This is a genomic window from Streptomyces acidicola, assembly GCF_009377235.1.
In the GTDB taxonomy this organism is placed as follows: domain Bacteria; phylum Actinomycetota; class Actinomycetes; order Streptomycetales; family Streptomycetaceae; genus Streptomyces; species Streptomyces acidicola.
On the sequence record NZ_VMNX01000001.1, the window covers coordinates 54,020 to 75,432 of the forward strand.

At 68.6% G+C, this 21,413-nt stretch carries 44 protein-coding genes; 42 read left to right on the top strand and 2 right to left on the bottom strand.

Annotation, left to right across the window (positions count from 1 at the left end):
* The first annotated feature begins 31 nt into the window (after nt 1-31).
* The 29 genes from FPZ41_RS00365 to FPZ41_RS00495 all read left to right on the top strand — a co-directional run bounded on the left by FPZ41_RS00365 (nt 32) and on the right by FPZ41_RS00495 (nt 12,073).
* Nucleotides 32-352: a helix-turn-helix domain-containing protein gene (locus FPZ41_RS00365; RefSeq protein WP_407698738.1), complete on the top strand. Its 321-nt coding sequence runs from the start codon at nt 32-34 to the stop codon at nt 350-352.
* On the top strand, nt 352-558 hold the full coding sequence (locus FPZ41_RS00370) for a hypothetical protein (protein WP_152857936.1): 207 nt from the start codon (nt 352-354) through the stop codon (nt 556-558). The genes FPZ41_RS00365 and FPZ41_RS00370 overlap by 1 nt, the downstream gene beginning before the upstream one ends.
* Nucleotides 555-833: a hypothetical protein gene (locus FPZ41_RS00375; protein WP_152857938.1), complete on the top strand. Its 279-nt coding sequence runs from the start codon at nt 555-557 to the stop codon at nt 831-833. Before FPZ41_RS00370 ends, FPZ41_RS00375 begins: the two co-directional genes overlap by 4 nt.
* A complete protein-coding gene (locus tag FPZ41_RS00380) occupies nt 833-1,216 on the top strand; it encodes a hypothetical protein (protein ID WP_152857940.1) in 384 nt (127 codons plus the stop codon). The genes FPZ41_RS00375 and FPZ41_RS00380 overlap by 1 nt, the downstream gene beginning before the upstream one ends.
* Nucleotides 1,216-1,392: a hypothetical protein gene (locus FPZ41_RS46740; RefSeq protein WP_407698739.1), complete on the top strand. Its 177-nt coding sequence runs from the start codon at nt 1,216-1,218 to the stop codon at nt 1,390-1,392. Before FPZ41_RS00380 ends, FPZ41_RS46740 begins: the two co-directional genes overlap by 1 nt.
* Entirely contained in the window at nt 1,389-1,517 is a 129-nt protein-coding gene (locus tag FPZ41_RS49305; RefSeq protein ID WP_265584185.1) for a hypothetical protein, read from the top strand. Before FPZ41_RS46740 ends, FPZ41_RS49305 begins: the two co-directional genes overlap by 4 nt.
* 100 nt (nt 1,518-1,617) lie before the next feature.
* Nucleotides 1,618-1,854: a hypothetical protein gene (locus FPZ41_RS00385; RefSeq protein WP_152857942.1), complete on the top strand. Its 237-nt coding sequence runs from the start codon at nt 1,618-1,620 to the stop codon at nt 1,852-1,854.
* Nucleotides 1,854-2,234 (top strand): RapZ C-terminal domain-containing protein, encoded by a 381-nt coding sequence (locus FPZ41_RS00390; RefSeq protein WP_152857944.1) that lies wholly within the window; start codon nt 1,854-1,856, stop codon nt 2,232-2,234. Before FPZ41_RS00385 ends, FPZ41_RS00390 begins: the two co-directional genes overlap by 1 nt.
* Before the next feature lie 150 nt (nt 2,235-2,384).
* Nucleotides 2,385-2,573, top strand: a complete 189-nt coding sequence (locus FPZ41_RS00395; protein ID WP_152857946.1) for a hypothetical protein — start codon at nt 2,385-2,387, stop codon at nt 2,571-2,573.
* Between the two features lie 37 nt (nt 2,574-2,610).
* Nucleotides 2,611-2,814 (top strand): hypothetical protein, encoded by a 204-nt coding sequence (locus tag FPZ41_RS00400; protein ID WP_152857948.1) that lies wholly within the window; start codon nt 2,611-2,613, stop codon nt 2,812-2,814.
* Nucleotides 2,815-2,913: 99 nt separating this feature from the next.
* Nucleotides 2,914-3,438 carry a hypothetical protein gene (locus tag FPZ41_RS00405; RefSeq protein ID WP_152857950.1) on the top strand — a complete coding sequence of 175 codons (525 nt, stop codon included), beginning with the start codon at nt 2,914-2,916 and terminating at the stop codon, nt 3,436-3,438.
* A 15-nt stretch (nt 3,439-3,453) separates the two neighbouring features.
* On the top strand, nt 3,454-4,095 hold the full coding sequence (locus FPZ41_RS00410; protein WP_152857953.1) for a hypothetical protein: 642 nt from the start codon (nt 3,454-3,456) through the stop codon (nt 4,093-4,095).
* Nucleotides 4,092-5,411 carry a hypothetical protein gene (locus FPZ41_RS00415; protein ID WP_152857955.1) on the top strand — a complete coding sequence of 440 codons (1,320 nt, stop codon included), beginning with the start codon at nt 4,092-4,094 and terminating at the stop codon, nt 5,409-5,411. The genes FPZ41_RS00410 and FPZ41_RS00415 overlap by 4 nt, the downstream gene beginning before the upstream one ends.
* 24 nt (nt 5,412-5,435) lie before the next feature.
* A complete protein-coding gene (locus FPZ41_RS00420) occupies nt 5,436-5,909 on the top strand; it encodes a hypothetical protein (protein WP_152857957.1) in 474 nt (157 codons plus the stop codon).
* A gap of 59 nt (nt 5,910-5,968) precedes the next feature.
* Nucleotides 5,969-8,209 carry a hypothetical protein gene (locus FPZ41_RS00425; protein WP_152857959.1) on the top strand — a complete coding sequence of 747 codons (2,241 nt, stop codon included), beginning with the start codon at nt 5,969-5,971 and terminating at the stop codon, nt 8,207-8,209.
* Nucleotides 8,210-8,441: 232 nt separating this feature from the next.
* Nucleotides 8,442-8,645, top strand: coding sequence for a hypothetical protein (locus FPZ41_RS00430; RefSeq protein ID WP_152857961.1), 204 nt, complete (start codon nt 8,442-8,444; stop codon nt 8,643-8,645).
* 32 nt (nt 8,646-8,677) lie between these two features.
* Nucleotides 8,678-9,082, top strand: coding sequence for a hypothetical protein (locus tag FPZ41_RS00435; RefSeq protein WP_152857963.1), 405 nt, complete (start codon nt 8,678-8,680; stop codon nt 9,080-9,082).
* Between the two features lie 20 nt (nt 9,083-9,102).
* Nucleotides 9,103-9,285 carry a hypothetical protein gene (locus tag FPZ41_RS00440; RefSeq protein WP_152857965.1) on the top strand — a complete coding sequence of 61 codons (183 nt, stop codon included), beginning with the start codon at nt 9,103-9,105 and terminating at the stop codon, nt 9,283-9,285.
* A 6-nt stretch (nt 9,286-9,291) separates the two neighbouring features.
* A complete protein-coding gene (locus tag FPZ41_RS00445; protein ID WP_152857967.1) occupies nt 9,292-9,477 on the top strand; it encodes a hypothetical protein in 186 nt (61 codons plus the stop codon).
* Between the two features lie 90 nt (nt 9,478-9,567).
* The gene (locus tag FPZ41_RS00450) at nt 9,568-9,762 is read left to right on the top strand and encodes a hypothetical protein (RefSeq protein ID WP_152857969.1); all 195 of its coding nucleotides are present in this window, start codon (nt 9,568-9,570) and stop codon (nt 9,760-9,762) included.
* On the top strand, nt 9,759-10,250 hold the full coding sequence (locus FPZ41_RS00455) for a DUF6197 family protein (RefSeq protein WP_152857971.1): 492 nt from the start codon (nt 9,759-9,761) through the stop codon (nt 10,248-10,250). Before FPZ41_RS00450 ends, FPZ41_RS00455 begins: the two co-directional genes overlap by 4 nt.
* Before the next feature lie 23 nt (nt 10,251-10,273).
* Entirely contained in the window at nt 10,274-10,477 is a 204-nt protein-coding gene (locus FPZ41_RS00460) for a hypothetical protein (RefSeq protein WP_152857973.1), read from the top strand.
* Entirely contained in the window at nt 10,474-10,680 is a 207-nt protein-coding gene (locus FPZ41_RS00465; protein WP_152857975.1) for a hypothetical protein, read from the top strand. Before FPZ41_RS00460 ends, FPZ41_RS00465 begins: the two co-directional genes overlap by 4 nt.
* A gap of 5 nt (nt 10,681-10,685) precedes the next feature.
* Nucleotides 10,686-10,898: a hypothetical protein gene (locus FPZ41_RS00470; RefSeq protein WP_152857977.1), complete on the top strand. Its 213-nt coding sequence runs from the start codon at nt 10,686-10,688 to the stop codon at nt 10,896-10,898.
* A 16-nt stretch (nt 10,899-10,914) separates the two neighbouring features.
* On the top strand, nt 10,915-11,217 hold the full coding sequence (locus FPZ41_RS00475) for a DUF7739 domain-containing protein (RefSeq protein WP_152857979.1): 303 nt from the start codon (nt 10,915-10,917) through the stop codon (nt 11,215-11,217).
* A gap of 2 nt (nt 11,218-11,219) precedes the next feature.
* Complete coding sequence (locus FPZ41_RS00480) at nt 11,220-11,399, top strand: hypothetical protein (protein WP_152857981.1); 180 nt, start codon at nt 11,220-11,222, stop codon at nt 11,397-11,399.
* Nucleotides 11,400-11,413: 14 nt separating this feature from the next.
* On the top strand, nt 11,414-11,596 hold the full coding sequence (locus FPZ41_RS00485) for a hypothetical protein (RefSeq protein ID WP_152857983.1): 183 nt from the start codon (nt 11,414-11,416) through the stop codon (nt 11,594-11,596).
* 10 nt (nt 11,597-11,606) lie between these two features.
* A complete protein-coding gene (locus tag FPZ41_RS00490) occupies nt 11,607-11,804 on the top strand; it encodes a hypothetical protein (protein WP_152857985.1) in 198 nt (65 codons plus the stop codon).
* Nucleotides 11,804-12,073 (top strand): hypothetical protein, encoded by a 270-nt coding sequence (locus FPZ41_RS00495; protein ID WP_152857986.1) that lies wholly within the window; start codon nt 11,804-11,806, stop codon nt 12,071-12,073. Before FPZ41_RS00490 ends, FPZ41_RS00495 begins: the two co-directional genes overlap by 1 nt.
* Here the strand turns inward: FPZ41_RS00495 and FPZ41_RS00500 are convergent, their stop codons facing one another.
* Nucleotides 12,074-12,268, bottom strand: coding sequence for a hypothetical protein (locus FPZ41_RS00500; protein WP_152857988.1), 195 nt, complete (start codon nt 12,266-12,268; stop codon nt 12,074-12,076). It lies immediately after the preceding gene.
* Between the two features lie 112 nt (nt 12,269-12,380).
* Here FPZ41_RS00500 and FPZ41_RS00505 point away from each other — a divergent pair, with 112 nt between their 5' ends.
* From FPZ41_RS00505 to FPZ41_RS00535, 8 genes are all read left to right on the top strand, one after another.
* On the top strand, nt 12,381-12,971 hold the full coding sequence (locus FPZ41_RS00505; RefSeq protein WP_152857990.1) for a DUF4352 domain-containing protein: 591 nt from the start codon (nt 12,381-12,383) through the stop codon (nt 12,969-12,971).
* 147 nt (nt 12,972-13,118) lie between these two features.
* Nucleotides 13,119-13,766, top strand: a complete 648-nt coding sequence (locus tag FPZ41_RS00510; protein ID WP_322619688.1) for a hypothetical protein — start codon at nt 13,119-13,121, stop codon at nt 13,764-13,766.
* Nucleotides 13,767-13,885: 119 nt separating this feature from the next.
* Nucleotides 13,886-14,110 carry a helix-turn-helix domain-containing protein gene (locus FPZ41_RS00515; RefSeq protein WP_152857994.1) on the top strand — a complete coding sequence of 75 codons (225 nt, stop codon included), beginning with the start codon at nt 13,886-13,888 and terminating at the stop codon, nt 14,108-14,110.
* A gap of 212 nt (nt 14,111-14,322) precedes the next feature.
* Nucleotides 14,323-14,694 carry a phage tail fiber protein gene (locus tag FPZ41_RS00520; RefSeq protein ID WP_152857996.1) on the top strand — a complete coding sequence of 124 codons (372 nt, stop codon included), beginning with the start codon at nt 14,323-14,325 and terminating at the stop codon, nt 14,692-14,694.
* Nucleotides 14,695-14,705: 11 nt separating this feature from the next.
* Complete coding sequence (locus tag FPZ41_RS00525) at nt 14,706-15,824, top strand: hypothetical protein (RefSeq protein ID WP_152857998.1); 1,119 nt, start codon at nt 14,706-14,708, stop codon at nt 15,822-15,824.
* Nucleotides 15,821-16,510, top strand: a complete 690-nt coding sequence (locus FPZ41_RS47760; RefSeq protein WP_228022337.1) for a hypothetical protein — start codon at nt 15,821-15,823, stop codon at nt 16,508-16,510. Before FPZ41_RS00525 ends, FPZ41_RS47760 begins: the two co-directional genes overlap by 4 nt.
* Complete coding sequence (locus FPZ41_RS00530; RefSeq protein ID WP_228022338.1) at nt 16,510-18,054, top strand: C40 family peptidase; 1,545 nt, start codon at nt 16,510-16,512, stop codon at nt 18,052-18,054. Before FPZ41_RS47760 ends, FPZ41_RS00530 begins: the two co-directional genes overlap by 1 nt.
* A gap of 14 nt (nt 18,055-18,068) precedes the next feature.
* Nucleotides 18,069-18,608 carry a methyltransferase domain-containing protein gene (locus FPZ41_RS00535; protein WP_152858000.1) on the top strand — a complete coding sequence of 180 codons (540 nt, stop codon included), beginning with the start codon at nt 18,069-18,071 and terminating at the stop codon, nt 18,606-18,608.
* A gap of 10 nt (nt 18,609-18,618) precedes the next feature.
* Here the strand turns inward: FPZ41_RS00535 and FPZ41_RS46745 are convergent, their stop codons facing one another.
* Entirely contained in the window at nt 18,619-18,768 is a 150-nt protein-coding gene (locus tag FPZ41_RS46745) for a hypothetical protein (RefSeq protein ID WP_194235935.1), read from the bottom strand.
* Between the two features lie 78 nt (nt 18,769-18,846).
* Between FPZ41_RS46745 and FPZ41_RS46750 the strand changes: the two genes are divergently transcribed.
* From FPZ41_RS46750 to FPZ41_RS50105, 5 genes are all read left to right on the top strand, one after another.
* Nucleotides 18,847-19,452: a hypothetical protein gene (locus FPZ41_RS46750; RefSeq protein WP_194235936.1), complete on the top strand. Its 606-nt coding sequence runs from the start codon at nt 18,847-18,849 to the stop codon at nt 19,450-19,452.
* A gap of 2 nt (nt 19,453-19,454) precedes the next feature.
* Nucleotides 19,455-19,748: an HNH endonuclease signature motif containing protein gene (locus FPZ41_RS00545; RefSeq protein WP_152858002.1), complete on the top strand. Its 294-nt coding sequence runs from the start codon at nt 19,455-19,457 to the stop codon at nt 19,746-19,748.
* A gap of 10 nt (nt 19,749-19,758) precedes the next feature.
* Complete coding sequence (locus FPZ41_RS00550) at nt 19,759-19,977, top strand: hypothetical protein (RefSeq protein WP_152858004.1); 219 nt, start codon at nt 19,759-19,761, stop codon at nt 19,975-19,977.
* A gap of 6 nt (nt 19,978-19,983) precedes the next feature.
* Entirely contained in the window at nt 19,984-20,250 is a 267-nt protein-coding gene (locus FPZ41_RS00555) for a DUF6582 domain-containing protein (protein ID WP_228022339.1), read from the top strand.
* Nucleotides 20,251-20,917: 667 nt separating this feature from the next.
* A complete protein-coding gene (locus FPZ41_RS50105; protein WP_194235937.1) occupies nt 20,918-21,352 on the top strand; it encodes an HNH endonuclease in 435 nt (144 codons plus the stop codon).
* The last annotated feature ends 61 nt before the right edge of the window (nt 21,353-21,413 follow it).

The following is a 21,413-nucleotide window of genomic DNA, read 5'->3' on the forward strand; positions in this document are numbered from 1 at the left end:
TCCTGACCTGCCCAAATGACCGGAGGCCTCTGTGCCCACGCCCAACGACGAACTCGCCGAAGAGCTCGCCCAGTTGCAGGGCGCGCTCAAGCCGGCAGAGGTCGCCGAGTACCTGGAAGTCCACCCCGCGACCGTCTACCGCCTGATCGCTAGCGGGCAGTTGCGCACCATTCGGATCGGGAGCGGCCGGAAGCGCCGCACCGGTCTCAAGGTGCCGCAGTCCGCCGTCGTCGAGTACCTGCGCAGCTCCCAGCCGTTCAAGCCGGGGGACGGTGCGACCGGCGCTCTACGAATCCCCGAGTCCGTCCTGAACTCGACGGACACCCTTTCGTCCGCCACGGAGGTGGCCTGATGAGCACCACCGCAACCCCCGCCCTCACCCCGGGCGACATCTATGTGGCTGCTGCCCGCGCCGACCATCTCGCACGCTGCGTCTCTTGCCGGGAGATTGCCGACGCGGTCGAGGCTGCGGCCGTCGAGAACGGTGAGTCGATGCAGCGCCGTGACCGCATCCAGCTCGGCTTCCGCGTCGCGCGCTCCGGGGCGGTGACGGCATGACCGCCCCCACCCCCACCGCTCCGCTGCCGCCGGCTGCGCTGGATGCGATGGACCACTTGGAGCTGCGGCTCCGCTTCCCGAAGTCTGTCGTCGATGCGGTCGTCGTGTACGAGACCGCGGCTCTGCGTGCCGCTGATTTGGCTGCGAAGGCTGCGACCGGCAAGGGTCTGCCTGCGCTGGATGTGCGGTCGTGGGAGTTCGCCGAGGATCTGATGGCCGCCGCGAAGGCGACGCTGGTCGAGGCCGGCCGCCTGGACCTGATTGGCGGTGCGTGATGACTGTGCCGTCCCGTCTGCTTGACTCGGCCGCCGAGCAGGTCCGCGCCTTCAATCACGTGTCGCGGGACACGGGCGACGAGTGGCGTTTCCCGTCGCACTCCTACGATGCGCTCGGCAACCTCGCCCACTTGGTGCGGATGCTGGGTCAGGCGATCGAGCAGGCCACGTTCCCAGCGGAGCGCACTCATCGGGCTGGCCGGCTCATCATCGACGGCGGGTTGGACGCTGACGAGCAGGTGCGGCGTATGCGGAATGCGCTCGCCGCCGCTAGCACGCACGCCACCGACCTTGCTGCTGCCCTCGACCGTATGCACTCGGCGACGTCGCCGATGGCTGTCGACACGACCGGTCTGGTCGGCTTCGAAGACGGGGAGGCATGATGGCCGCCCGCATTGTGCACGCCGAGTTCCCGGCGTCTCACCCCCGTGGTTCGTGGCCGGCGGAGGAGGAGGCGCAGCGCCTCCGCCAGTCCGGTACCCCGGCCGAGGTCCGCATGGATCTGCGAACCGACCGCTTCCTGGTCGTCTCGAAGTCCGAGGGCGGTGAGCAGTCGTGACGGAGCAGGAAGCCGCGGACGCCTTGGCCGCCCAGCGGATCGCGGAGGCTCTGGCCGCCGCGGAGGCTGCTGAGCGTGCCGCTGCCGAGGCCGCGCGTCTGGCCGCTGCCCAGCAGCAGAAGTAACCCCTCAAGCCGCCGCGGCTGGCGGACCTCCTTTCCCCCCCGTCCTGTCAGCCGCGGCACCCCATCCCTATCCCGTACTTCCTGAAAGGGCTCATGAGCCATGTCTCCGTACCTGTTGTCTGCCGATCTGGGTGTTACCGAGCTGGGCCAGCGAGCCCGCGCCACCACGACGGTCGCCGAGGCCACCGTCCTCAGCATCACCGATCTGTTCGCCGCGTTCGCCGAGGCCCGCGCGGCGGGCGACCAGGCCCGCATGGATGCGATCCGCGCCGCCGCCGCGCTCGACCCCGCTCTGGCGGCCGAGCTGGACGGCTTCGACTACGAGGCCGCTGCCTGATGGCCACGGTGGAGATCGTCAGCTTCGGCTTCGGCCATGCGGGCGCCCCGGCCGCGCATCTGGTGCTGGATCTGCGCGAGCACTTCCGGGACCCGCACGTGGACCCGCGGATGCGCGAGCTGACCGGGTTCGACCGGCTGGTGCGGCGCACGGTTCTCCACACCAGCGGTGTGCGGCGGCTCCTGCGGGCGTCGACCCGGCAGGTGCAGGCGTTCGTGGCGGGCCCGTCGGGCGGGCGGATCGTGGTCGCCCCGGGTTGTGCGGGCGGCAGGCACAGGTCGGTTGTGGTGGCCGAGCAGCTGGCCCGCCGGCTCCGCCGCCGCGGCCACGAGGTGACCGTCGAGCATCGCGACATCCGCCTGCCGGTCATCGACCGGTAGCCACCGAGCCGCCGCTCCCTCGCGCATCCGTCTCCCCCACGGCCGCGAGGGAGCGGCACCCAGCCCCGGCCAGGCCGAACACGGGCCACGCCTCACCAGCAGACCGGGGCGCTGCACCACCAACTCAACCTTCGAACTGAGGAGTACTGCATGGCTTCCGAGCGCCACTTCCGCCCGGCCGGCTACTACAGCACCGACCAGCTGAGGCAGCAGATCGGCGAGGACATCGCCGACTTTCACGGTGCCGGGCACGGCGATTCCGTCGACAGCCTGCTCGACGAGCTGAACCAGGTCAACAACGGCACCTGGAAGCCCAACCATCCGATCAACGGCCGTTGACCGGCTGTCCGCCTACCCGACCCGAGAGGACCGTCTGATGGCCGCCATGGACTCGCCGTTCTCCCCGCCGGTGCGAGCTGCAGCTGACGCTGCGCTGGCTGCGCTGGGTGATGGCCGTACCGGCGATGCCGCCCAGCTGCTGACCGCGGTGGCCCAGGAGGGCACGTGGCGGGACGCCGTGATGGCCGCCGAGATCGTGCTCGCCGCCCACCACACCAACAACCACAAGCCGGCCGCCTGAGCGGCTGCCCGCCTCGCCCGTCTCGCACGGACGAGGCCGAGGGGAACCGCAGTCAGCGGCATCCAACCTGATCACCCACTGACCTGAGAGGAGTCCGTCATGCGCAGCAGCCTGCACCGGGTCGGCCGCCAGTATGCGGCCACCATCGACCGCATCAACGCCGCCGCTGGCGCTGCTGTGGATCTCGTCGAGGCGCAGCTGCGTGGCTGCGTGGGCTCGGTCGAGCTCGCGGTGTCGAGTGAGTCCGGCATGTGGGAGCTCGTCGCCGACGCCCACCGGCCGATGTTCGGGCGGCAGGACCCGAAGGTGTGGCGGTACGAGCGCAATGCCTTTGGCACCACCACGATCACCCGGTCCGGGGTGTTGGTCGTCATCAATGCGCAGGCCTGCCGCGGGCGGGATGCCGAGGTCGACAAGACGCTGCTGCACGAGTTCACGCACGCCGTGCAGTTCAACCGGTCGGGCGCACGCGATCTGATCATGCGGAGTCTCGCCAACAACTACGGCATCCAGCCCATGACCCGCGCCGAGGCCAAGGCCGCGAACAAGCGTGTCGACGCCGACGAGCGCGAAGCCGCCCACATGGAACGCCACCACCCCCTGCTCGCCCAGAACATCACCTGAAAGGACTGATCCACCGTGACCGCCGCCCCGGCCAACATCGCCCCCTGGCACACCAACGTGTACGTGGACGGCGTCGCGTACCCCACCCGCCACTACGCCCTCCTCGACGAGGACGACGACGGCACCGAAACCGTCCTCGGCTTGAAGCCCGACGAACTGCACTACATCCGCGCCATCCACGAGGCCGCCCACGCCGTCACCGCGATCGCCGGAGGCGCGCACCTCCACCACGCCCAAATCGAGACCCTCGACAGTGCCACCGACAACGGAGGCGTCACCGAGGCCTGCGGCCTGGACGACGGCAACCTCTACGCCGTCTTCAGCGGGGCCGGGGAACGGGCCAACGACCGCTGGCTGCGCGAAGCCGGCCTGTGGACGCCGCGGCTGGCCGTCGCTGTCGAGTCCGGAGCCCGCAGCGATCGCGCCAGTTTCCTGGAGGTCAACCCGCACGTGGGCTTCGGTGACCGAGAGGTCGACTACCGCGTCGTTCACGACCTTGCCGACCAGGTCATCGACCGCCACTGGCGAGAGATCAACGTCGTCGCTGACGCCCTCGTACAGCAGATCCGCCTGGACGGCGACGACATCGCCGGCCTGATCCGCATCCCCAACGGCCCGCACCGGGCCCGTAACACGGAAGGGAACGAAGCACCGTGACCGCCACATCCGTCGAGAAGGTCAACGGCGCATCGCTGGCCCAGCCCGAGCGCGGCTTTGACGCCGTCGCCCTGGCCGAGGCGGAGGCGATCCGGACACGCGCGGAAGCCGAAGCCGCTGCCCTCCGCACCGAAGCGGCCGGCAAGGCCGAGGCCGAGAAGGTCAGGGCCGTCGAGGAAGCTGAGAAGCTGCGGCTCGCCAACGAGAAGCAGCGGCTGCGCCTGGAGAAGGACCAGGTCGACCACGACGCCTACGTCGCCAAGAAGGAGGCCGAGGCCGCCAAGTCGCGCGCCGAGAAGGAGAAGGCCGAGCAGGCCGATGTCGACCAGGCCGCCAGCGAGGAGCAGCGCGCCAAGGAGCAGGAACGCAGCGAGAACCTGTGGAAGTGGGGGGCCCGCGGTATCTATCTCGTCGGGTTGGTCATCGCCGCGCCCGTGCAGTTCCTCGCCTTCTGGGACAGGGAGCGCCCGTTCCTCGTCGCCGCCCCCGCGCTGCTGGAGGGCCTGGCGCTCGTTCTCGCCTGCGGTGCCGCATGGGCCGTCGCCCACCGTCGGGACGTCCTCCCGTACCGCATCGGCATCATGGCTGGCGCGCTGATTGCCGCAGGCATCAACCTGTGGCACGGCATCACTGACCCGGCGATCGGGTTGAACGCCGGCCTGATTGGAACCATCGCCTCGCTGGGCGGGCCGATCGTGCTCATGGCCTACGAGCACGGCATCGCGCAGAAGGTCGATGGCATCCCGTCGCTGCGGGAGCGTCGAGCCGCTGCCCGAGCCAAGGCCGAAGCGGATGCAGCCCGCGAGAAGACGCGCAGCGAGAAGCAGGCGGCCGAGGCGAAGGCTGCCGCTGACAAGGCTGCCGCGCAGAAGCGCGCGGAGGAGGAGCAGGCACGCAAGGACGTCGACCGCAAGGCCAGCCACCCCGACGTGTGGGAGGTCGCCGACGCCCTCCGTGCCGCGCGAGGTTCCGCGTTCGTCACCGAGCAGATCTGGGCCGAGTCCTGGCTCCTCGTCACCGGCTGCAAGACCGTCGGTATCCGCGCCGAAATCGAGGCTCAGTCGCGGGCCGCGCAGGCGCACATGCGGACCGTCACCGAGGCCCCCATCTTCGGTGAGTTGTCGCTGGTCAATTCCCAACGACCCTCGCGCCCCAAGAAGGACCCGAACGCACCCGACGGGCGCCGCAACAACGGTGGTACTCCGCCCGTGCGTCGTCCCGGCGACAGCCAGCCGAACAGCCCCCTTGCCCGCACCCAGGCCCGCGCCGAGCGGACCCCCGAGCCCGCCAAGAACTCCCGCCCGAACGCCAACTAACCCACCCCATTGGAGAGATCAGAAATGAACGCGACCCTTCGCAAGATTGCCGTCTCGGGCGGCGCGGCCGTAGCCCTCCTCGGAGGCGCCACCGCCACCGCCGTGGCGGCTAGCCCGGAGCACGAGGCGACCGTCATCGCAATCGCCCGTACCGACACCGGACCGGGCAGCGCTGACGGCATCACGGGCGACCTCACCCCCAACGGCGGCGTCGGCGCGCCGCTGCAGAACCCCGCCAACGGACAGGTCCCGGCCGGCTACAACCAGCAGATCCAGACCCAGGCATCCGGTGGCGTCATCGGCGCCGGTGTCGTCGCGATCCTCGTGCTCGGGATCATCGTGGTCGTCCGCATCAAGGGCCGGGACGTCAAGGTCGGCGACGCCGTCGTCCTCACCCTGTTCGGGATCGCCGTGTCCGGCACTGTCATCGGCGCCCTGGGTGACCAGCTCACCGACTCCGCCATCGGGTCCATCGGCAGCATGCTCGGCGGCCTCTAGCCCACCTCGCGGGGCCCGCAGATCCGGGCCCCGCACCCACCCCAGGAAGGACACGGCCAGTGGCCACCGAAGTGCAGCCCGACCACATCGAGCAGCAGCCCGTCGAAGATGCCGCCGAGCCCACCCGCACCGACCGCATCAAGACCGCGTTCAAGGAGCAGTACGGCCATGCCTCCGCCCGTGGCAAGGACTGGCTGGCCGGCGGGGACCTCGACCAGGTCGATGTCATCCAGTACGCCACCCAGCGGAAGCAGGGCAAGCGCGATGAGAAGCTCGCCCGCCAGCAGCGGACCGTCGCCGAAGCCCACGGCCGTTTCGCCCACGCCAAGATGCAGGCCGAGGAAGGCGAATCCGCAGGCAGGGGGATGCTCGCGAGCCTCGGAGGGCGTGTCGCCGCCGAGGAGTCCAAGCTGGCCGCGTTGCAGGCCACGCCCGTGCTGCCTCCCACTGACCGGGAGATCGCAGCGGCCCGCACCAGCAAGAAGGCCGGACGTGCCGCGATCGTCGCGGCGGGCGGGTTCGGATCGCTGTCCGTGCTCGGTGCCGCGATCGAGCAGGCCGCCACCGGGCAGCCGCTCCTCCTCGGAGTCGTGACCACCGCGGCCGGCTACGGCTGGTACCTGCTCTCCCGGCCCTTCGTTGCCCGCGGGAAGGAGGGGGTGGCCCCTTTCGTCCCGGCCCCCAGCCTGCCCGCCACGTTCCAGGCGGAGTCGGCCGGGGGAGCGACGCCGATCGTCGGCGGGAACGTCGTCATGTCCGTCGAGCAACTGCCCGACGAGGGCAAGCCGTTCCCCATCCGTGATGCGCGTACCGCCGAGCAGCTAGCCCAGTGCGTGTTGCTGGCGGCGCGAGCCGAGAACGTGCCGATCGTCGAAGTGTCCGACGTGACGCGGCAGCCGTGGGGCTGGCAGTGCACCGTCCGCGTCGGTGAAGGCACCCCCGAGGCGATCATTGATAAGAGCGGCGACCTGGAAACCCGCTTCGACCTGCCCACCAACGGTGTCCGGCCGCAGCCGCTCAAGGTCCGGAGGGCCTGCGCCGTGCTGCGCCTCGTCGACGGGGATCCGTTCGCTTCCGCCCCCGGCCTGCCCCGCCGCGCTCCCAAGTCCCTGTCGATCACCGACGCGTTCCGTATCGGAACCTCGGTCGGCGGCGACCCGCTCGAACTGTCCCTGGCTGGCGTCATGGGTCTGTGGGTCGCGGCATCCGGTGGCGGCAAGACCGGCATCCTCCAGGCCCTCGCCGAGGGCGTCACCGCTTGCCGGGACAACATCACCATCGACCTCGACCCGTTCGGCGACGGCCTCGAAGACCTCGGCGACGCGGTGCGGATCACCGGCCGGTCCAACGAGCAGATCGAAGCGGTCCTGCTGTTCTTCCTGGTCATGGCCAAGGGCCGGGCTCGGCTGCGGGCCAAACTCGGCATGGGCAAGAAGTGGCAGCCCAGTCCCGAACGTCCGGCCGTCACGATCTTCTTCGACGAGCTGCCGAAGGCCAGCGCCCTGGCCAAGCGCCTGTACAACGACCTGCTGCTCGTCGGCCGCAAGGAACTGATTGTCGTCGAGGCCGCGTCGCAGGGCGGCCAGAGTACCTACCTCGGGGCGAACATCGCCCAGATGGTCGCCCTGAAGGCCGTCGGCCCCTGCAAGGTCGAAGACACCCGGTCCGTTTTCGGCGACGGCTCTGTCAAGGAGGGCTACCTGCCGCACAAGCTGTCCCCGGCCACCCAGACCGATCCCAAGGATGCTGGCCACATCTTCATCCAGGGCGTGCCTGGGAAGGCCGATGAGCCGATCGAGTACGCCATCCACGAGGTACCGTCCGCCGTTCTCCGCCAGCTCGGACAGGAGCGGCTCGAAGCCGGACTGCTCGACCCCGACCAGGACAGCCTCGACGCCATGCGGACCGTGGACCTGCCCGAATACGTCGAGGCCGTCTACGACAACGACGGCAACCTCAAGAAGCCTGCCCCGGTCGAGCTCCTCACCTGGGAGCAGCTGCTGAAGCTGTGCGGCGCGGAGCCGGCTGCCGGTGCCGATCTGACGGACGGGCCCGCACGGGCCGCGGTCGAGGACTCGGTGACCGTGATGGAGAAGGCGGGCGTCGACCGGATGAAGACCGAGCCGCTCCTTGCCGCCGTCCGGGACTACGACCCCGACGCCTACGGCGAGATGACGGTCGATGAGTTCAAGGCGCTCATGAAGCAGGCCGGCGCCGGGGCACCCGTCACGCTCGGCGAGATGGACGGAGAGAAGAACCCGCGCGGGTTCAAGCGTGATCGGCTCCGCCACCTGCTGTGACCGTTACGCGAAGTATGTGTCCCTGATCAGGGCCTGCTCAGCCCTGCTCAGGCCGCAAACCCGCAGGTCGCAGCTGCTCAGGCTGCTGATCAGGGCCTGCTCACCGTCTGCTCTGAGCGGCGGGTGAGCAGGGTCCTGAGCGGCCCTGACCTGCACGTTTGCCTGTTGAGCAGGCCTGAGCAGTGAGGACAAAGCACCGCAAACAACCACGCAAGCCGAAGGAGATACCGCCGTGAGTGCAACAAGCCGATGGGCCTGGACCCTCGTGATCAGCAGTGACGGCAGGCAGTACACGCTGCCCGGCGAGACGATCGCCGCCGCCAACGCGACTGCGGACACGATCCTGCCCCCGATCCTCAAGGACGTGCCCCGCCAGTTCTGGGGCCGTGATGGTGGCTTCCGAGTCATCAGCTTCTCTGCCACCCGCACCAACTGACCCAACGCGCCCATCTCGAAGGAGTCCCCGTCATGCCCAAGATCTGGCAGCCGAACGAGGCGAAGAAGTTCGCCCGGCAGGTCCAGCTCGGCAAGAGCTACTACATCGTCCACACCATGGCGACGAACCTCGCCCCCTACGAGGACCCGTACCTGTACAGCGAGGTCAAGTTCACCCGCCGCCTCCCGCTCACCGGGAACATCGCCACGGACGGCGGTACGTCCGCCATCCGCATGTGCCAGGTGTACGGGCCCGTGTACGAGGAGCGGCCCGCCGGGCTCCGCAAGCTCGCCGGCCCCGCCCCCCAGGTCGCCGGGCCGCTCGGCGCCGACTACGAGGGCGTGCTGGACGAGCCCGAGCTCCGTGGCCTGGAGAAGCAGGCCGCCCAGACCAGCGACCCGCGCAAGCGCCGCCCCCTCGGCGGCTGGCGCGTCTGACACCGATCAAGGAGTACCCCATGGAGTACACCCACCAGTCCGTGAAGGACTACGTGGAGGCGAAGAAGCGCGGCGACCGCGCCACCACCGACCGCATCGTCGCCGAAGTCACGGCCCGCTTCGACGCCCGCACCACCGACGGCAGCGAAATCGTCGAGCTCGGGCGCGCCATGGAGCGCGTCAGCCTCGGCGAAGGGGAGTGAACGCCAGTGCCCAGTCGCGAGGAGATCTTCAACGCTGCCGTAGCCGCCATGAGGCGCGGGCACCAGCTCAACGCTCAAGGCGCCGATGAGTCGCACCCCGACTACGCGAACGTCATGCCCACCCTGCATGCGGCGATCGCCGCCGGGTTCACGGACGCCGAGATCTACGCAGCAGCCACTGCCCCGCAGTAGCTGAGCCGGGGCGCCCCCACCCGCCTGCCAGCAACCAGGGGCGCCCCTTCCACCCCCGCCCGAACCAGACCGAACGAGGAGACCTTCATCATGCCCGTACAGATCAGCGGAATGACAGACCAGGAATGGGAGGCGCAGAACGGCACCCTCCAGCCCTCGGAAGCACAGGCGCAGGGCCTGTGCTGGTGCTGCACCGGAAACGGCGTCCTCTACAGCGCCTTCGGTGGCAACCAAATCAAGGTTAGCTGCCGTGAATGCAGCGGCGACGGCAAGGCCCGGTCATGACCGCCAAGACGCTCACGCCATCCGCCTCGGCCACCGCCGCGAAGCCGCTCGACTTCGACGAACGCCTGACCCTCGCTGCCCTCGCCGTCGACGCCCGTACCGACACCACGCCGCTCGACCTGGCCGACGTGATCCGGATTCCCGAGCGGGCACCCCGGTCGCTCACCCCCACCTCGGCGCCCTGCCCCTACAACACCCCCATCGCGGGCCTGCTGTACCGGGCCCGGCAGCGGCTCGAACAGGGAGGCTGGTGCACCGGAGCCCTCCGCGACGAGCAAGGCGCGGCCTGTTTGGTCGGCGCCATCCGAGCCGAAGCGGCCAGCCGCGGCCAGGCCGACGACGCGTGCGTGCTGCTCCTCGAAGCCATCCGCCGCGACTTCCGCGACGTCGAATCCATCCCGTCATGGAATGACGCACGTCGGGACCCGCGCCTGCCGCTGCTCTACCTCGACCGGGCCGCGACCCTCGCCCACGCCCGAACGCTCTAGCCCGCCGGAAAGGACTGATCAACGTGGACTTCACCCGCAAGGAACCCGATCGAGGCAGTCAGATCTGCGGCTACCAGATGCAGATCGGCAGCTGGCACAACGACGGCAACCGGTTCTGCACCGAGCGCAAGGTCAAGGGCCTCTACTTCTGCCAGAAACACCACGACTGGGTCCTCGACGAGTGCGGCGAGATCCGCATGGCCCCCGGCAACGCCATCGGACGGTGATTGTGTCCAAGACGCTGAGGGCAGACCCTGACCCCGCCGGGCAGATCTGCGGCTACCAGATCGCATACGGCATGCCGTGGTCCGAGTACTGCGCAGAACGCAAGGCCCGCGGCAAGTACTTCTGTGAGCAGCACGACCGTGAGGTGCTGGAAGAAGACGGCCACGTCCACATGCCGCCCGGCAACGCCATCGGAACCGGTTGATCGGCATGGCTTTCGAACGCATCAGCAAGATCCTCGAAGCGCCGGACGGGTCCTTCATCTACGCGCAAGCCGACCACGCCGCCAACCAGTTCCGCGTCGTCTGCTCCGGCTGCCCCGACCTACAGACCACGCCCTACAACAGCGGCACTGGAGCGATCCTCGCCGCCTCCTACCACGCCGAACACGACCCCAACCAGAAGCATGTCCCCACCCGGTAGCCGAAAGGACCCCACCTTGGGTATCAGCATCAGCCATGGCGCCGGTGGTAGCCGGTCCGGGCTCACCATCAGCAACCTCGGCCAGCATCTTGCCCACACGCTCACCGCCTCCGAATGGCGGGAGATCTCCGACCTGTTCGACGGCACCTTCGCCGACGTCGCCAGCATTCCGCCGCACGAAGCCGACCGTATCGGCGAGCTCCTCCACAAGGCCGCCGGCCATCGCCTCATGCCCACCAACTGGGGCGACCTCGCCACCCATATTGGCGACTCCGCCAACCGCGCCGCCCGCGCCGGCCAGAACTGGGAGTGGACCTGACCGTGCCCGGCAACGAGTGCATCCTGTGCGGCGCCCCCGGCGGCTACCCGTACTGCAACGACGATTGCCGCGAAGCCGACAACCCCGAAGAAGACGACGTTCCCACGATGAGCGCCGCCGACTTCGGGCCCCTCACCGACATCACCGACCCGTGGGCATCCGACGCCCGCAACCACCTGTGAAGGAGAACCCGCCAATGACCGACGAGACCATCCACGACAACGAGAACCCCGACGGCAGCTCCGCCGACGGCAAGAAAGTCGTAAGCCTTCCCCTCACCGAGGGCGCCATCAGGGCCCTTGACGTGCTCGCCGCCATGACCGCCGCCGACGGCACCTCATACCTCGACATCTTCAACGACACCCGCGACCTCGACTAGGAGAATCCGCATGCCCAGGATCTACGGGATGGAACTGGAGGACGGCCACGACCTCGGCCTCGACGCCACCCCCAGCTGCTGTAGCGACGAGATGGAGGGCAAGGACAGGGAGGACGGCGGACGCGAGTACACGTGCGGCGACTGCGGCACCGAACTCATCGTCAGCCCGAACGGCCTGGTCTTCGACATCTACGAGGGTGCTGCCTGATGGCCATAGGACAGGAGGTCTGCTTCGTCGCCGTCTGCGACCTGTGCGGAACCAGCGAGACCAGCGCGGGCTACACACCGCACGGGTCGACCGAGCAGGCCGTCATCGACATCGTCACCGAGAAGTGGGGCGACCCATCATGCGGCTGGACTCACACCCCGGACGGGAGGCTCGTCTGCGACACCGAAGACGACGAAGCTCACAGGACCGTCCATGAAGAAGCCGGGAAGACGATCAGCAGCTGTGCCATGACCGTCACGTTCACCTGATCAGCCCTGCACGTCCTGGCCCCGGCCCTCGGTCGGGGCCTTCGTCGTGTCCGGGACCGCCCGCGCCATCCACCTGTCGTCGGTGAGGAGCCGAGGCGTCATCGCAGGCACCAGACCGAGGCGCTCGCACAATGCGGCCAAGCCGCGGGCGCACTCCTGCTCGCTGTCCGCCTGTACCGCGAAACGTAACGCCATGGCCACAGTGTGGCTTCTAAGTGTCTACGGTGTGCGGGAGTTGCATCACTTGGTCATTCCTGACGGTTGGTTCACGGGTAGCATCCTGGCTTCAATCATCACAGGGGGGACAATGCGTTTCCGCATTCACGCCGCTATCGTCGCGGCTCTACTGGCCTGCACCGCCACCGCATGCGCCGGCACCGACGAGGAAGTCACCACCAAGCCGAAGGCCCCGGCTGCGGCCGACACGGGCGCGGAGAAGAAGGACGACGGGGCGAAAGCCGAAGCTGCGAAGAAGCAGCAGGATGCGAAGGTCGGCGACACCATAGCCCTCAAGGGTCTGGAGGCCGGCCACGAGCTCGACGTGACTGTCGTCAAGGTCGTCGACAACGCCAAGCCCGCTGACGAGTTCTTCGCACCGGAGGACGGCAACCGGTGGCTGGGCGTGCAGTTCCAGTTGGTCAACACCGGCAGCAAGGCCTACTCGGACGCGCCGATGAACGGGGCGAAGCTGGTCGACGACCAGGGCCAGCAGTTCCAGGTCGTCCTCGGCGACATCTCCGCCGGACCCTCGATGCAGGCCGACGTGAACCTGAAGCCGGGCTCCAAGGCGCTCGGGTGGATCACGTTCGAGCTGCCGAAGAAGTCGAAGGCGGCCACGGTGCAGTTCGGGATGGACTCCGGGTTCTCGGATCAGACCGGGGAGTGGAAGCTGTCCTAGCCCGCGAGGTTGGCCCGGCCGCTCCCGTGGGCGGCCGGGCCTTGCCGTGTCTGGCGGGGTGACTGCGTCACTGGCCCGGGTTGTCAACCCTCGCGTGCACAATTGGCTCAAGCGTCACCTGCGTTCCGTACCACCCGAGGAGCCGCCGTGCACGACCACCCCGCCCTGGACGACTACGAGTGGCCAACCTGCCCTTGCGGCCGGCAACTCCGGAACGAGGAACTCGGGCGGGTCGCCTGCCGACTCTGCCAGGAACGCGTCGACCAGGCGCTGCGTCAACTCCCCGGCCCTGATGGTCTGTACGCCCAACTCGCTACCCGGCTCGTTCCCGGCCGTGGAGGCGACGGGCCGATCGTCGCAGTCTCCCGCACAGCGCCCCTGCCGCTCCGCCTCGAACCCCTCAGCCTCATCGCCCGCGGCGGCGTGGTGACCATCCTCCAAACTTGGCTGATCGACTGGCACGAACACCTCGGCTGGCGCCACCCCCGCTGGGAAGGCGGCCTCCAACAGCAGCTCGACCAGGTCGTCCATGCGTTGCGGGTCAACCTCGAGTGGGCCGCCACCGAACACCCTGCGTTCGGCGATTTCGTTCAGGAAGTCACCAGCTTGGTCCGGCAGTGCGAACGGCAGATAACCGGCGAACGCCCCGAGCGGCCGATAGCCGTAGCCTGCCCCTGCGGAACCGTCCTCCGCGTCACCGTGTCCACCCCCGGCGCGCGATGCCGTGGCTGTGCCACCCAGTACGACCGAAGTGAAGTCCTCGACCTCCCGCTCGCGCAACGGGCCGCAGCTTGAACTACGGATGTAGTTGACATCTGGCCTGGACCGAAGCCATCCTGTGCTCACATGGAACTTCTGTCGCAAGGGCCACCCTGAACCTGGGTGGCCCTTCGTCGTTCACTAGGAGGTGCCCAATGCCTCCAACGCTCATCAGCGCGGCTGATGCCGCCTATTACACGGGCCGCCCCGTCGGCACTATCTGGCGGTGGGCATCCGAAGGCCGTATCAGCCGCTATGGGCACGGCAAAGGCGTCCGCTACGACCTGCACGAACTGCCGCCCAAGACAGTCGATGAATCCGGCGAAGCGCACCTCGGCGACACGCCGCCACTTCCCCAACGAGCCCCCAAGGCTGCCTGATCTCCTGCGCTCTGGGTGGTGCGCAGGCCGGGCCTTGAAGCGCCACGCGCTCGGCCCACCGTCCGCCCGGTCTTGGAGGAGACCGGGCGGACACAAAACCCGGGGCCACCACGGCGGCAGCCCCGAAGTCCCGCCGCCTGCACACCCCCCGTTGCGGGCGGCGGGACAGCCAACCATGTGAATCCAGGAGGGCAGTAATCATCGCCGACAACATGACGAACACGGCGGAGAACCGCGCCCTCGACTGGATCCTGGGGCTGTCGTCCACAGCCCCCACAACCCCGCTCAAGGTGGCACTGGTGACCGCGGCCGGAAGCGACACCGCCGCGGGCACGGAGGTCGCTGGCGGCTCCTACGCCCGGCAGAACCTCACAGTGGCCGCCGCGGTGAACGGCGCCACCAGCAACAGCGCAGACCTGGTCTTCACGAACATGCCTGCCGCAACGGTCGTCGGGGTGGAGATCTGGGACTCGGCCGGCGCGCCTGTACGGCTCTGGTACGGAGCACTCACCGCCAACCGCACCGTCGCCGCCGGGGACGAGCTGAGGATCAGTGCGGGGCAACTCGCAATCTCGCTCTCGTAGGGGAGGCGTCGGTGCCGTCCCTCTCGTCCCTCGCGGACAACTTCAACGACGGAGTGATCGGCCCCAACTGGGGCAACAGCTACGGCGGCGTCACCGAGACTGGTGGCAAGGCCCGCGTCCCCTGCGGCACTGGGTTCGCCGGCTACCAGACCGCGTACTCGTGGACCCTGGCCGGGGCCTCGTTCTTCGTGAAGGTCGTCACTGTGCCCACCGCCGGGGCAGCGACCGAGTGCTACTGCGGCGTCCTCGTCAACTCCGGTATCGACGGAACAAGGATCGGGTTCACTATCAACGCCGTCGCCAACCTGTTGCGCTGCAAAAACGACACGGGCTACTTCGATCCCGACGTTGTTGAGATCCCCTACGACCCGGTCGCGCACGCCTTCCTCCGCCTCCGCGAAGACGGCACGAACGTCTACTGGGACACCAGCCCCGACGGATCGACGTGGACCAACCGCCGCACCCTGGCAAGCCCCGCCTGGATCGCCACCACCATCGACGCGTGCGCCCTCGACATGTCCGCCCACCGAGACGCCGGCACCGTCGACAACGCCGAGTACGACTTCTTCAACACCTTGTCGGACGGCGCCGTCTACAACGCGTCCGCGACACTCACCGGCGAATCCGTACTCACCGCAGCTGTCTCCTACACCGCCGTCGCCGCCGCCGAACTCACCGCTGACGGCAGCCTCACCGCCGCCCCCACGCTCGTCGCGGAAGCCTCCGCCGCCCTCACCGGGCAGAGCGAGCTCGTCGCCGACGCTTCCGGCTCTGGCGAATTCCCCGAGGGGGTGGTCGGGTTGGCGGCCGGCGAGCACGACCTGCACCTGGAGCAGGGCGCCACGTTCTACCAGACGTACACGTGCGGTGTCGGCGACAGCCCCATGCTGTGGGATGGCTGGTCGGCCCGAGCTCAGATCCGCTCGCAGGCCGCAGAGAGCGCCGATCTGCTGCTCGACCTCACGCCGTACCTGACCATCGCAGGCAACAAGATCACCCTCCAGGTTCCGGCGTCCGTCACCGAGAACCTCACCCGCAACGGGCGGTGGGACCTGGAGATGGTCAAAGGCGCCTGGGTCGTCCGACTCCTCAACGGCGCGGCCATCGTCAGCCCGGAGGTGACGAGGTGAGAGTCCAGATCGACGGCGGACCGTCCGAGACCCTCGTCATCGACGCAGCGGTCGGCCCCGTCTCCTCCGTCAACGGGCGCACCGGCGACGTCACCATCGACGCAGCCGACATCAACGCCGACCCCGCCGGCTCCGCCGAAGCGGCCCAAGCCGCAGCCACGAGCGCGGCAGCCGCCTACACGGACACAGAGATCGCCGAGCATTCGGCGGCCACCGACCCCCACGGCGACCGCGCCTACGCCGACGGCACCTTCCTGCCCCTCGGCGGCGGCACCCTCACCGGACCCGTATCCGGGCCGGGCACATTCGCGGTGGCCGCCGACGGAGGCGTCACCGCGCCGAGCCTCACCCTCCCCGCCGCGGCAACCACGGTCAGCAAGAGCCTCGTCATCACCGCGCCGACCGGCGCCGTCTCCTACACCGTGTGGCGCGCCCCCAAAGCCTGCACGATCGTCGCCGTCCGCGGATACCGGGTCGGCGGCACCGGCACCACCATCAACGCCGTCAAGAACGCCGCCGACCTCCTCGCCACCGACCTGTCACTGTCCACAGCCGCCACGTGGATGTCCGGGCCCGGCGTGCAGAATGCATCGTTCGCCGCTGGCGACAGTCTCGCCGTCGCCATCCGCTCCGTCGCCGGGTCCCCGACGGCCGTCACGATCCAGGTGGATCTGCAGGGGGCGTGATGGCTGTCCTCACGGTCGACGAAGGGTTGATGCCCTACCAGCCTGTCCCCGCCGCGCTCACCACGCAGACCCTGACCAGTCCGGACCGCCTGCAGGTCTCCGACGCCTCCGGCGTTCTCGCCACGCTCACCGTCGGCGCGAAGACCGTGACCGTGCGCGGGCCGACCCGCACGTTCACCGAGAACAAGCGGCCGTTCACCGACACCTTCACGCGAACCGTCACGAGCACCTTCGGCACCAGCCCCGGCGGCGGCACGTGGTCCAACAGCGGCAGCGACAGCCTGTACACGGTGAACGGCAGCGTCGGTCAGATCAGCTGCGACGTCGCCAACACATCCCGGCACACCACCATCGTCGACAACCTCACCGACGTCGACGTCACCGCCAAAGTCACGATCACGACGGTCCCCGCTGGCGCCACCGCATCCATCGCCCTGTCGTTCGGGTACACCGACACCAGCAACAGCAACCGGGCGAGGCTCCTGGTCCTCACTACCGGCGTAGTCCAACTCGCTTTGGAGAAGGAAGTCGCCAGTACCGTCACAACGTTGGGCGCGGCCACCCAAGTCGGTACCGGGTTCACGGCCGGCCAGTGGTGGAGGATCCGCGCCCAGCGCACCGGCAGCACCATCCGCTGCCGCGCCTGGCTCGACGGCACCAGCGAACCCGGAACCTGGCTGCACTCCGTCACCGAACCAGCGAACCCTTCGGGCCGCGTCGGATTCCGGGCGCTCGCCTCCACCGGCTCGACCGGTCTCCCGCGGCTCGTCCAAGTCGACGACCTTCAGGTCATCTCCGGCAGCTGGCCGACCATCCCCACCGTCACCCACAACACGTGGGTGCGTGTCCTCGGCTCGCCGTTCAACGGCACCTGGACGCCGGCGCTCGCCAACCAGATCCGCGCCTGGGCCGTCGACACCACGCCCGACGTGCTCGCCTACGCGATGATGTACGTCACCGGGGCGCCCACCGTCACCAGCCCCGCCCTCTCCGGCGCCCAGATCGCAGGCCAAGCCAACTATGGGCCCCTCGCCGCCGACGGCTCACTGGTCGAAGGCGCCGACTTCCACGACTACATGAACCGCAACTGGACCTTCCCCAACGGCGAAACACAGACCGCAGGCGCCGGAGAAGCCGGATGCCTCGACTGCTCCGGATTCGTCCGCATGATCTACGGCTTCCACATGGGCATCCCCATGGTCCGGCTCGCGAACATCAACGGCACCAACCTGCCGCGCATGACCAAAGACATCGGGCCGTATGGACCCGGTGTGATCATCGCCCAGGCCACCGGCACCGCCCCGCCGCTCGACAGTATTCAGATCGGGGACGTGCCGCACTTCGACGCCGACACCAGCGACGCCGTCGCCGGGCAACTCGACCACAACGGCATCTACCTCGGCACGGACAGTCTCGGCGTCCCACGGTTCATCAACTCGCGCAAAACGCCGAACGGCCCCACGCTCGGCGACCTCGGCGGGGCATCCACGCTCACCGGCGGCGGCACCTACGCCACCAGCCTCCGCCTCATCAGACGGTTCTGACGAAGGAGAGCGCCATGCCCACCAGCGACGCCGAGGGCAAGGATTGGTCCCTCGAACGGTTCCGCTACCACCTGCCCAACACCGTGACCGACATCGGGCCCGGCGAAGGCACCTACGCCAAGCTGTTCCGGCCCGTACATGAAGGCGTGTGGTGGACGGCCGTCGAGATCCACAAGCCGTACATCACCAAGTACAAGCTCAAGTCCACGAAGACACGGCGTATGTACGACGAGATCCACGTCGAGGACGCCCGTGAGAGCGAGGACCATCTCTTCCACCGCGACCTCGTCATCGCCGGCGACGTACTGGAGCACATGCCGCGCGAGGACGCCGCGCAACTGCTGGAACGCATCGTGGCCGCCGGAGCCTGGAACATCCTCGTGTCCGTGCCGATCGTCGATTCAGTGCAGGGCGAGATCGACGGCAACCCGCACGAAGCCCACCTCCACCAGTGGGATGCCAACGACATGGACGCCGTCGTTGGCGGGCTTAGCGGGTGCGTTGATACGTTCCGCGGCGGCACGCTCGGCTGCTGGTGGTGGACACGGACGTGAGCGGAGCCTGCTAGATCTCGTCCAGCCAGGACGTGTCGAGCAGTTCGATCTGGTCCTGGAACGCCTTGATCGTGACCACGTAGGCGACCTGCTCCGGCGTCGGCTGGAGCGGCACGATGAACTCCGTCTTCCACGGATGCGGCTTGCCCAGGTCTCGCATGTTGACCGGTCCACAGTCCCCAACGAACCCACCCGGCCTGAAGTCCATGCCTCCACCTTATCCACAGGAGCCCGCGCCATGGCCCGCCTGCAGATCCTCGAACTCCCCGAAGGCGCGAACGACGACCGGCCGCCCTTCATCCTCGTCGTAGACGAGTCCGTCCCGCAGCGCGTCGTGCTCGGCGGCGGCAACCCGGTCCGCGACTACTGGCAGGACATCGCCGACAAGATCGGCGCGTGTGGCGTCATCGTCAGCCCCGAGACCATCGACATCCCCGCCAACGACGTACCGCTCGACACCAACGGCAACCCGCTGTTCATGCAGGACGTGCGGGCACTCGACGGACCGCGCCTCGCCGCCGAGCGGACCGACATCGCAAGCGACATGGACCGGCTCGCCAAGCGGAAGCGCGAACTCACCGATGCCCTCGGTATGGACCGCACCCGCGACTGGGACGACATCCGCAACGCCGCACGCGGACTCCGCAAGGAACGCGACGCGCAGGCCGAAGCCATCGAACGCGTCCGCAACCTGCACCGGCCCGTCGAACACCAAGGCATCACCATCTGCGCCGAATGCTCAGCCTGGGACGGCCACACCACCGACAACTCGCCCTGCGGCTACGAGCACTGCCCGACCCTCCGCGCGCTCAACGGCGACACCGAACACAGCCCCGAGGAGTAGACATGGCAGGAGGGTGGGAAGGCTCGGACCGCAAGCGCCGGCTGCCGTCCGGCTGGCCGAAGATCCGGGCCCGCATTCTCGCGCGTGATCCGATCTGCAAAATCTGCTCGGTACGGCCGAGCCGCTTCTGCGATCACATTGTGGCCAAGGCCGACCTCAACGGGGATGCGGATCTTCAGGGCGTGTGCGGCCCATGCCATGATCAAAAAAGCAGCCGTGAAGGCAACGACGCCCAGCGCGCAAACCCGCGGCCCGGACGGACGCGCCCCCCGGAGCAGCATCCCGGAATCCTCTGAGGAGGTGACCATGCCCGCCTACCTGATCGTCCACCCTCGCGACCAACGCCGCGACGACGTCCTCATCGAAGACCCCGCCCTCACTCTCCGCTTCGAAGCCGGCTGGGCCATCCTCGCCGACGCGCGCGGCGACTGCCTCGCCATACCCAGCGGGCAAGGAGCCCACATCCAGCGGGTAGACGAACAGCAGGACACCACCAACCAGGAGCCCGCGCCGCGCAAGGAGTGACCTGACGTGGCAGGGAAACGCGCCTCCAGCCTCAGCAAGAAGACCAACGCCCGCCGTAACACCAAAGCCGGCCGCAAAGCTATGAGCCCCTCCAGCTTCGCCCTGCCGCGGCAGAAGAAGTACAGGGTCGACGACGCCGCCCACGCCCGCAACGCGCTCGCCAGGGTGCAGCAGCACGGAACGAGCGGGGAGAAAGCGGCCGTGAAGAAGGCCGTCGCCCGCAAGTTCCCCAGTATCGGCAAGAGCCGGCGCGGCAAGAAGGGCGGCAAGTGATGGCCAACCGAGCCAAGAGCAACCGGCGCATCGTCCGCGAAGGACGCAGGTACTGGAGCGACCGCCCCACCAACGGCGGCAAAGCAGCCGGCATCGGCTACGCGCTTCGCTCCGGATCGTTCACCCGATGCGTGTCCCGCGTGCAGCGCTTCATGGGCCCGAGGGCGAAGGGGTACTGCGCCCTTCGGTTCCGGGAAGCGACTGGCGCATGGCCTGGTTCGAAGGCCAACAGGGGCGGAAAAGGCCGCAGGCGGTAGGCCAACAAACCCCCGCAGAGCGGCAGTTGGACTGCGATAATGGATCAAAGGACCCCGGCGAGTGCGCTAACACTCCCGGGGCGTGGCCGACCTGATGCGACAGGACCGACATGACCAAGGCTATACGCCCCGCCCTCATCAACTGCGCCCGCTGCGGAGTCGAGAAGAAGGTCGGGCGGAGTGGGCCGATACCGACCTATTGCTCAGGTGCATGCCGGGCAGCGGTCAAGTACGAACGCACCCTCGTGGATGGACGGTACGAAGCGGAGTTGGCGAGAGCTCGGAGGCGCACCGCCCAGCGGCAGCAAGAGAACGCGCGCCCCTGCCCATACTGCGGGGCGCCAATGACGAATCCCCGGCGTGTCCAATGCGGTCTTGAAGCGTGTAGGTTGCGCGCGGCCGCAGACCGTATGCGTCAACTGCAGCGCGACTACAAGGCGGAGCACGGCGTTTGGCCGCACCACCGCTATCCGGAATCTCAGCGGGCCGCCAGCCTCCGACGTCGACACAAGCACGGCCACTGGCGAAAGCAGTACCCAGAACGGGCCGCAGCCTACGACGCCCGTAGGCGTGCCCTAGTGACGCAAGCCCGAACCGACGAGACGTTCGCACCGATCGACATCCACACTCGGGACGGCTGGACCTGTCAGCTCTGCCATGAGCCCATCGACCAGAGCATCGCTTGGCCGCATCCCAAGAGCCCAAGCGTCGACCACATCATCCCTCTATCCAAAGGGGGAGCGCACGCACTGAGCAACGCTCAGAGCGCACACCTCGGATGCAACAGCAGCAAGTGCGACAGGGAGATGGTCGACGCCGTCGCGCGCATCGGTCAGGCCGGCTGACGGCAGGCCCCCATCGCTGGCACCCGTCTCGCCAGCGCCCCTACCCACGGGCGGGCAGCGG

Bases quoted from the DNA above. Each gene is read 5' to 3' on its own strand.
- FPZ41_RS46750 (WP_194235936.1), top strand. From the start codon at position 18,847: ATGGCCCGCCTGCAGATCCTCGAACTCCCCGAAGGCGCGAACGACGAC.
- FPZ41_RS00375 (WP_152857938.1), top strand. From the start codon at position 555: ATGACCGCCCCCACCCCCACCGCTCCGCTGCCGCCGGCTGCGCTGGAT.
- FPZ41_RS00530 (WP_228022338.1), top strand. From the start codon at position 16,510: ATGGCTGTCCTCACGGTCGACGAAGGGTTGATGCCCTACCAGCCTGTC.
- FPZ41_RS00450 (WP_152857969.1), top strand. From the start codon at position 9,568: ATGCCCGTACAGATCAGCGGAATGACAGACCAGGAATGGGAGGCGCAG.
- FPZ41_RS00470 (WP_152857977.1), top strand. From the start codon at position 10,686: ATGGCTTTCGAACGCATCAGCAAGATCCTCGAAGCGCCGGACGGGTCC.
- FPZ41_RS50105 (WP_194235937.1), top strand. From the start codon at position 20,918: ATGCGTCAACTGCAGCGCGACTACAAGGCGGAGCACGGCGTTTGGCCG.
- FPZ41_RS00550 (WP_152858004.1), top strand. From the start codon at position 19,759: ATGCCCGCCTACCTGATCGTCCACCCTCGCGACCAACGCCGCGACGAC.
- FPZ41_RS00380 (WP_152857940.1), top strand. From the start codon at position 833: ATGACTGTGCCGTCCCGTCTGCTTGACTCGGCCGCCGAGCAGGTCCGC.
- FPZ41_RS46740 (WP_407698739.1), top strand. From the start codon at position 1,216: ATGGCCGCCCGCATTGTGCACGCCGAGTTCCCGGCGTCTCACCCCCGT.
- FPZ41_RS00515 (WP_152857994.1), top strand. From the start codon at position 13,886: ATGCCTCCAACGCTCATCAGCGCGGCTGATGCCGCCTATTACACGGGC.
- FPZ41_RS00390 (WP_152857944.1), top strand. From the start codon at position 1,854: ATGGCCACGGTGGAGATCGTCAGCTTCGGCTTCGGCCATGCGGGCGCC.
- FPZ41_RS00490 (WP_152857985.1), top strand. From the start codon at position 11,607: ATGCCCAGGATCTACGGGATGGAACTGGAGGACGGCCACGACCTCGGC.
- FPZ41_RS00400 (WP_152857948.1), top strand. From the start codon at position 2,611: ATGGCCGCCATGGACTCGCCGTTCTCCCCGCCGGTGCGAGCTGCAGCT.
- FPZ41_RS00505 (WP_152857990.1), top strand. From the start codon at position 12,381: ATGCGTTTCCGCATTCACGCCGCTATCGTCGCGGCTCTACTGGCCTGC.
- FPZ41_RS00485 (WP_152857983.1), top strand. From the start codon at position 11,414: ATGACCGACGAGACCATCCACGACAACGAGAACCCCGACGGCAGCTCC.
- FPZ41_RS00395 (WP_152857946.1), top strand. From the start codon at position 2,385: ATGGCTTCCGAGCGCCACTTCCGCCCGGCCGGCTACTACAGCACCGAC.
- FPZ41_RS00420 (WP_152857957.1), top strand. From the start codon at position 5,436: ATGAACGCGACCCTTCGCAAGATTGCCGTCTCGGGCGGCGCGGCCGTA.
- FPZ41_RS00370 (WP_152857936.1), top strand. From the start codon at position 352: ATGAGCACCACCGCAACCCCCGCCCTCACCCCGGGCGACATCTATGTG.
- FPZ41_RS00500 (WP_152857988.1), bottom strand. From the start codon at position 12,268: ATGGCGTTACGTTTCGCGGTACAGGCGGACAGCGAGCAGGAGTGCGCC.
- FPZ41_RS00440 (WP_152857965.1), top strand. From the start codon at position 9,103: ATGGAGTACACCCACCAGTCCGTGAAGGACTACGTGGAGGCGAAGAAG.
- FPZ41_RS00520 (WP_152857996.1), top strand. From the start codon at position 14,323: ATGACGAACACGGCGGAGAACCGCGCCCTCGACTGGATCCTGGGGCTG.
- FPZ41_RS46745 (WP_194235935.1), bottom strand. From the start codon at position 18,768: ATGCGAGACCTGGGCAAGCCGCATCCGTGGAAGACGGAGTTCATCGTG.
- FPZ41_RS00495 (WP_152857986.1), top strand. From the start codon at position 11,804: ATGGCCATAGGACAGGAGGTCTGCTTCGTCGCCGTCTGCGACCTGTGC.
- FPZ41_RS00385 (WP_152857942.1), top strand. From the start codon at position 1,618: ATGTCTCCGTACCTGTTGTCTGCCGATCTGGGTGTTACCGAGCTGGGC.
- FPZ41_RS00405 (WP_152857950.1), top strand. From the start codon at position 2,914: ATGCGCAGCAGCCTGCACCGGGTCGGCCGCCAGTATGCGGCCACCATC.
- FPZ41_RS00545 (WP_152858002.1), top strand. From the start codon at position 19,455: ATGGCAGGAGGGTGGGAAGGCTCGGACCGCAAGCGCCGGCTGCCGTCC.
- FPZ41_RS00535 (WP_152858000.1), top strand. From the start codon at position 18,069: ATGCCCACCAGCGACGCCGAGGGCAAGGATTGGTCCCTCGAACGGTTC.
- FPZ41_RS00435 (WP_152857963.1), top strand. From the start codon at position 8,678: ATGCCCAAGATCTGGCAGCCGAACGAGGCGAAGAAGTTCGCCCGGCAG.
- FPZ41_RS00455 (WP_152857971.1), top strand. From the start codon at position 9,759: ATGACCGCCAAGACGCTCACGCCATCCGCCTCGGCCACCGCCGCGAAG.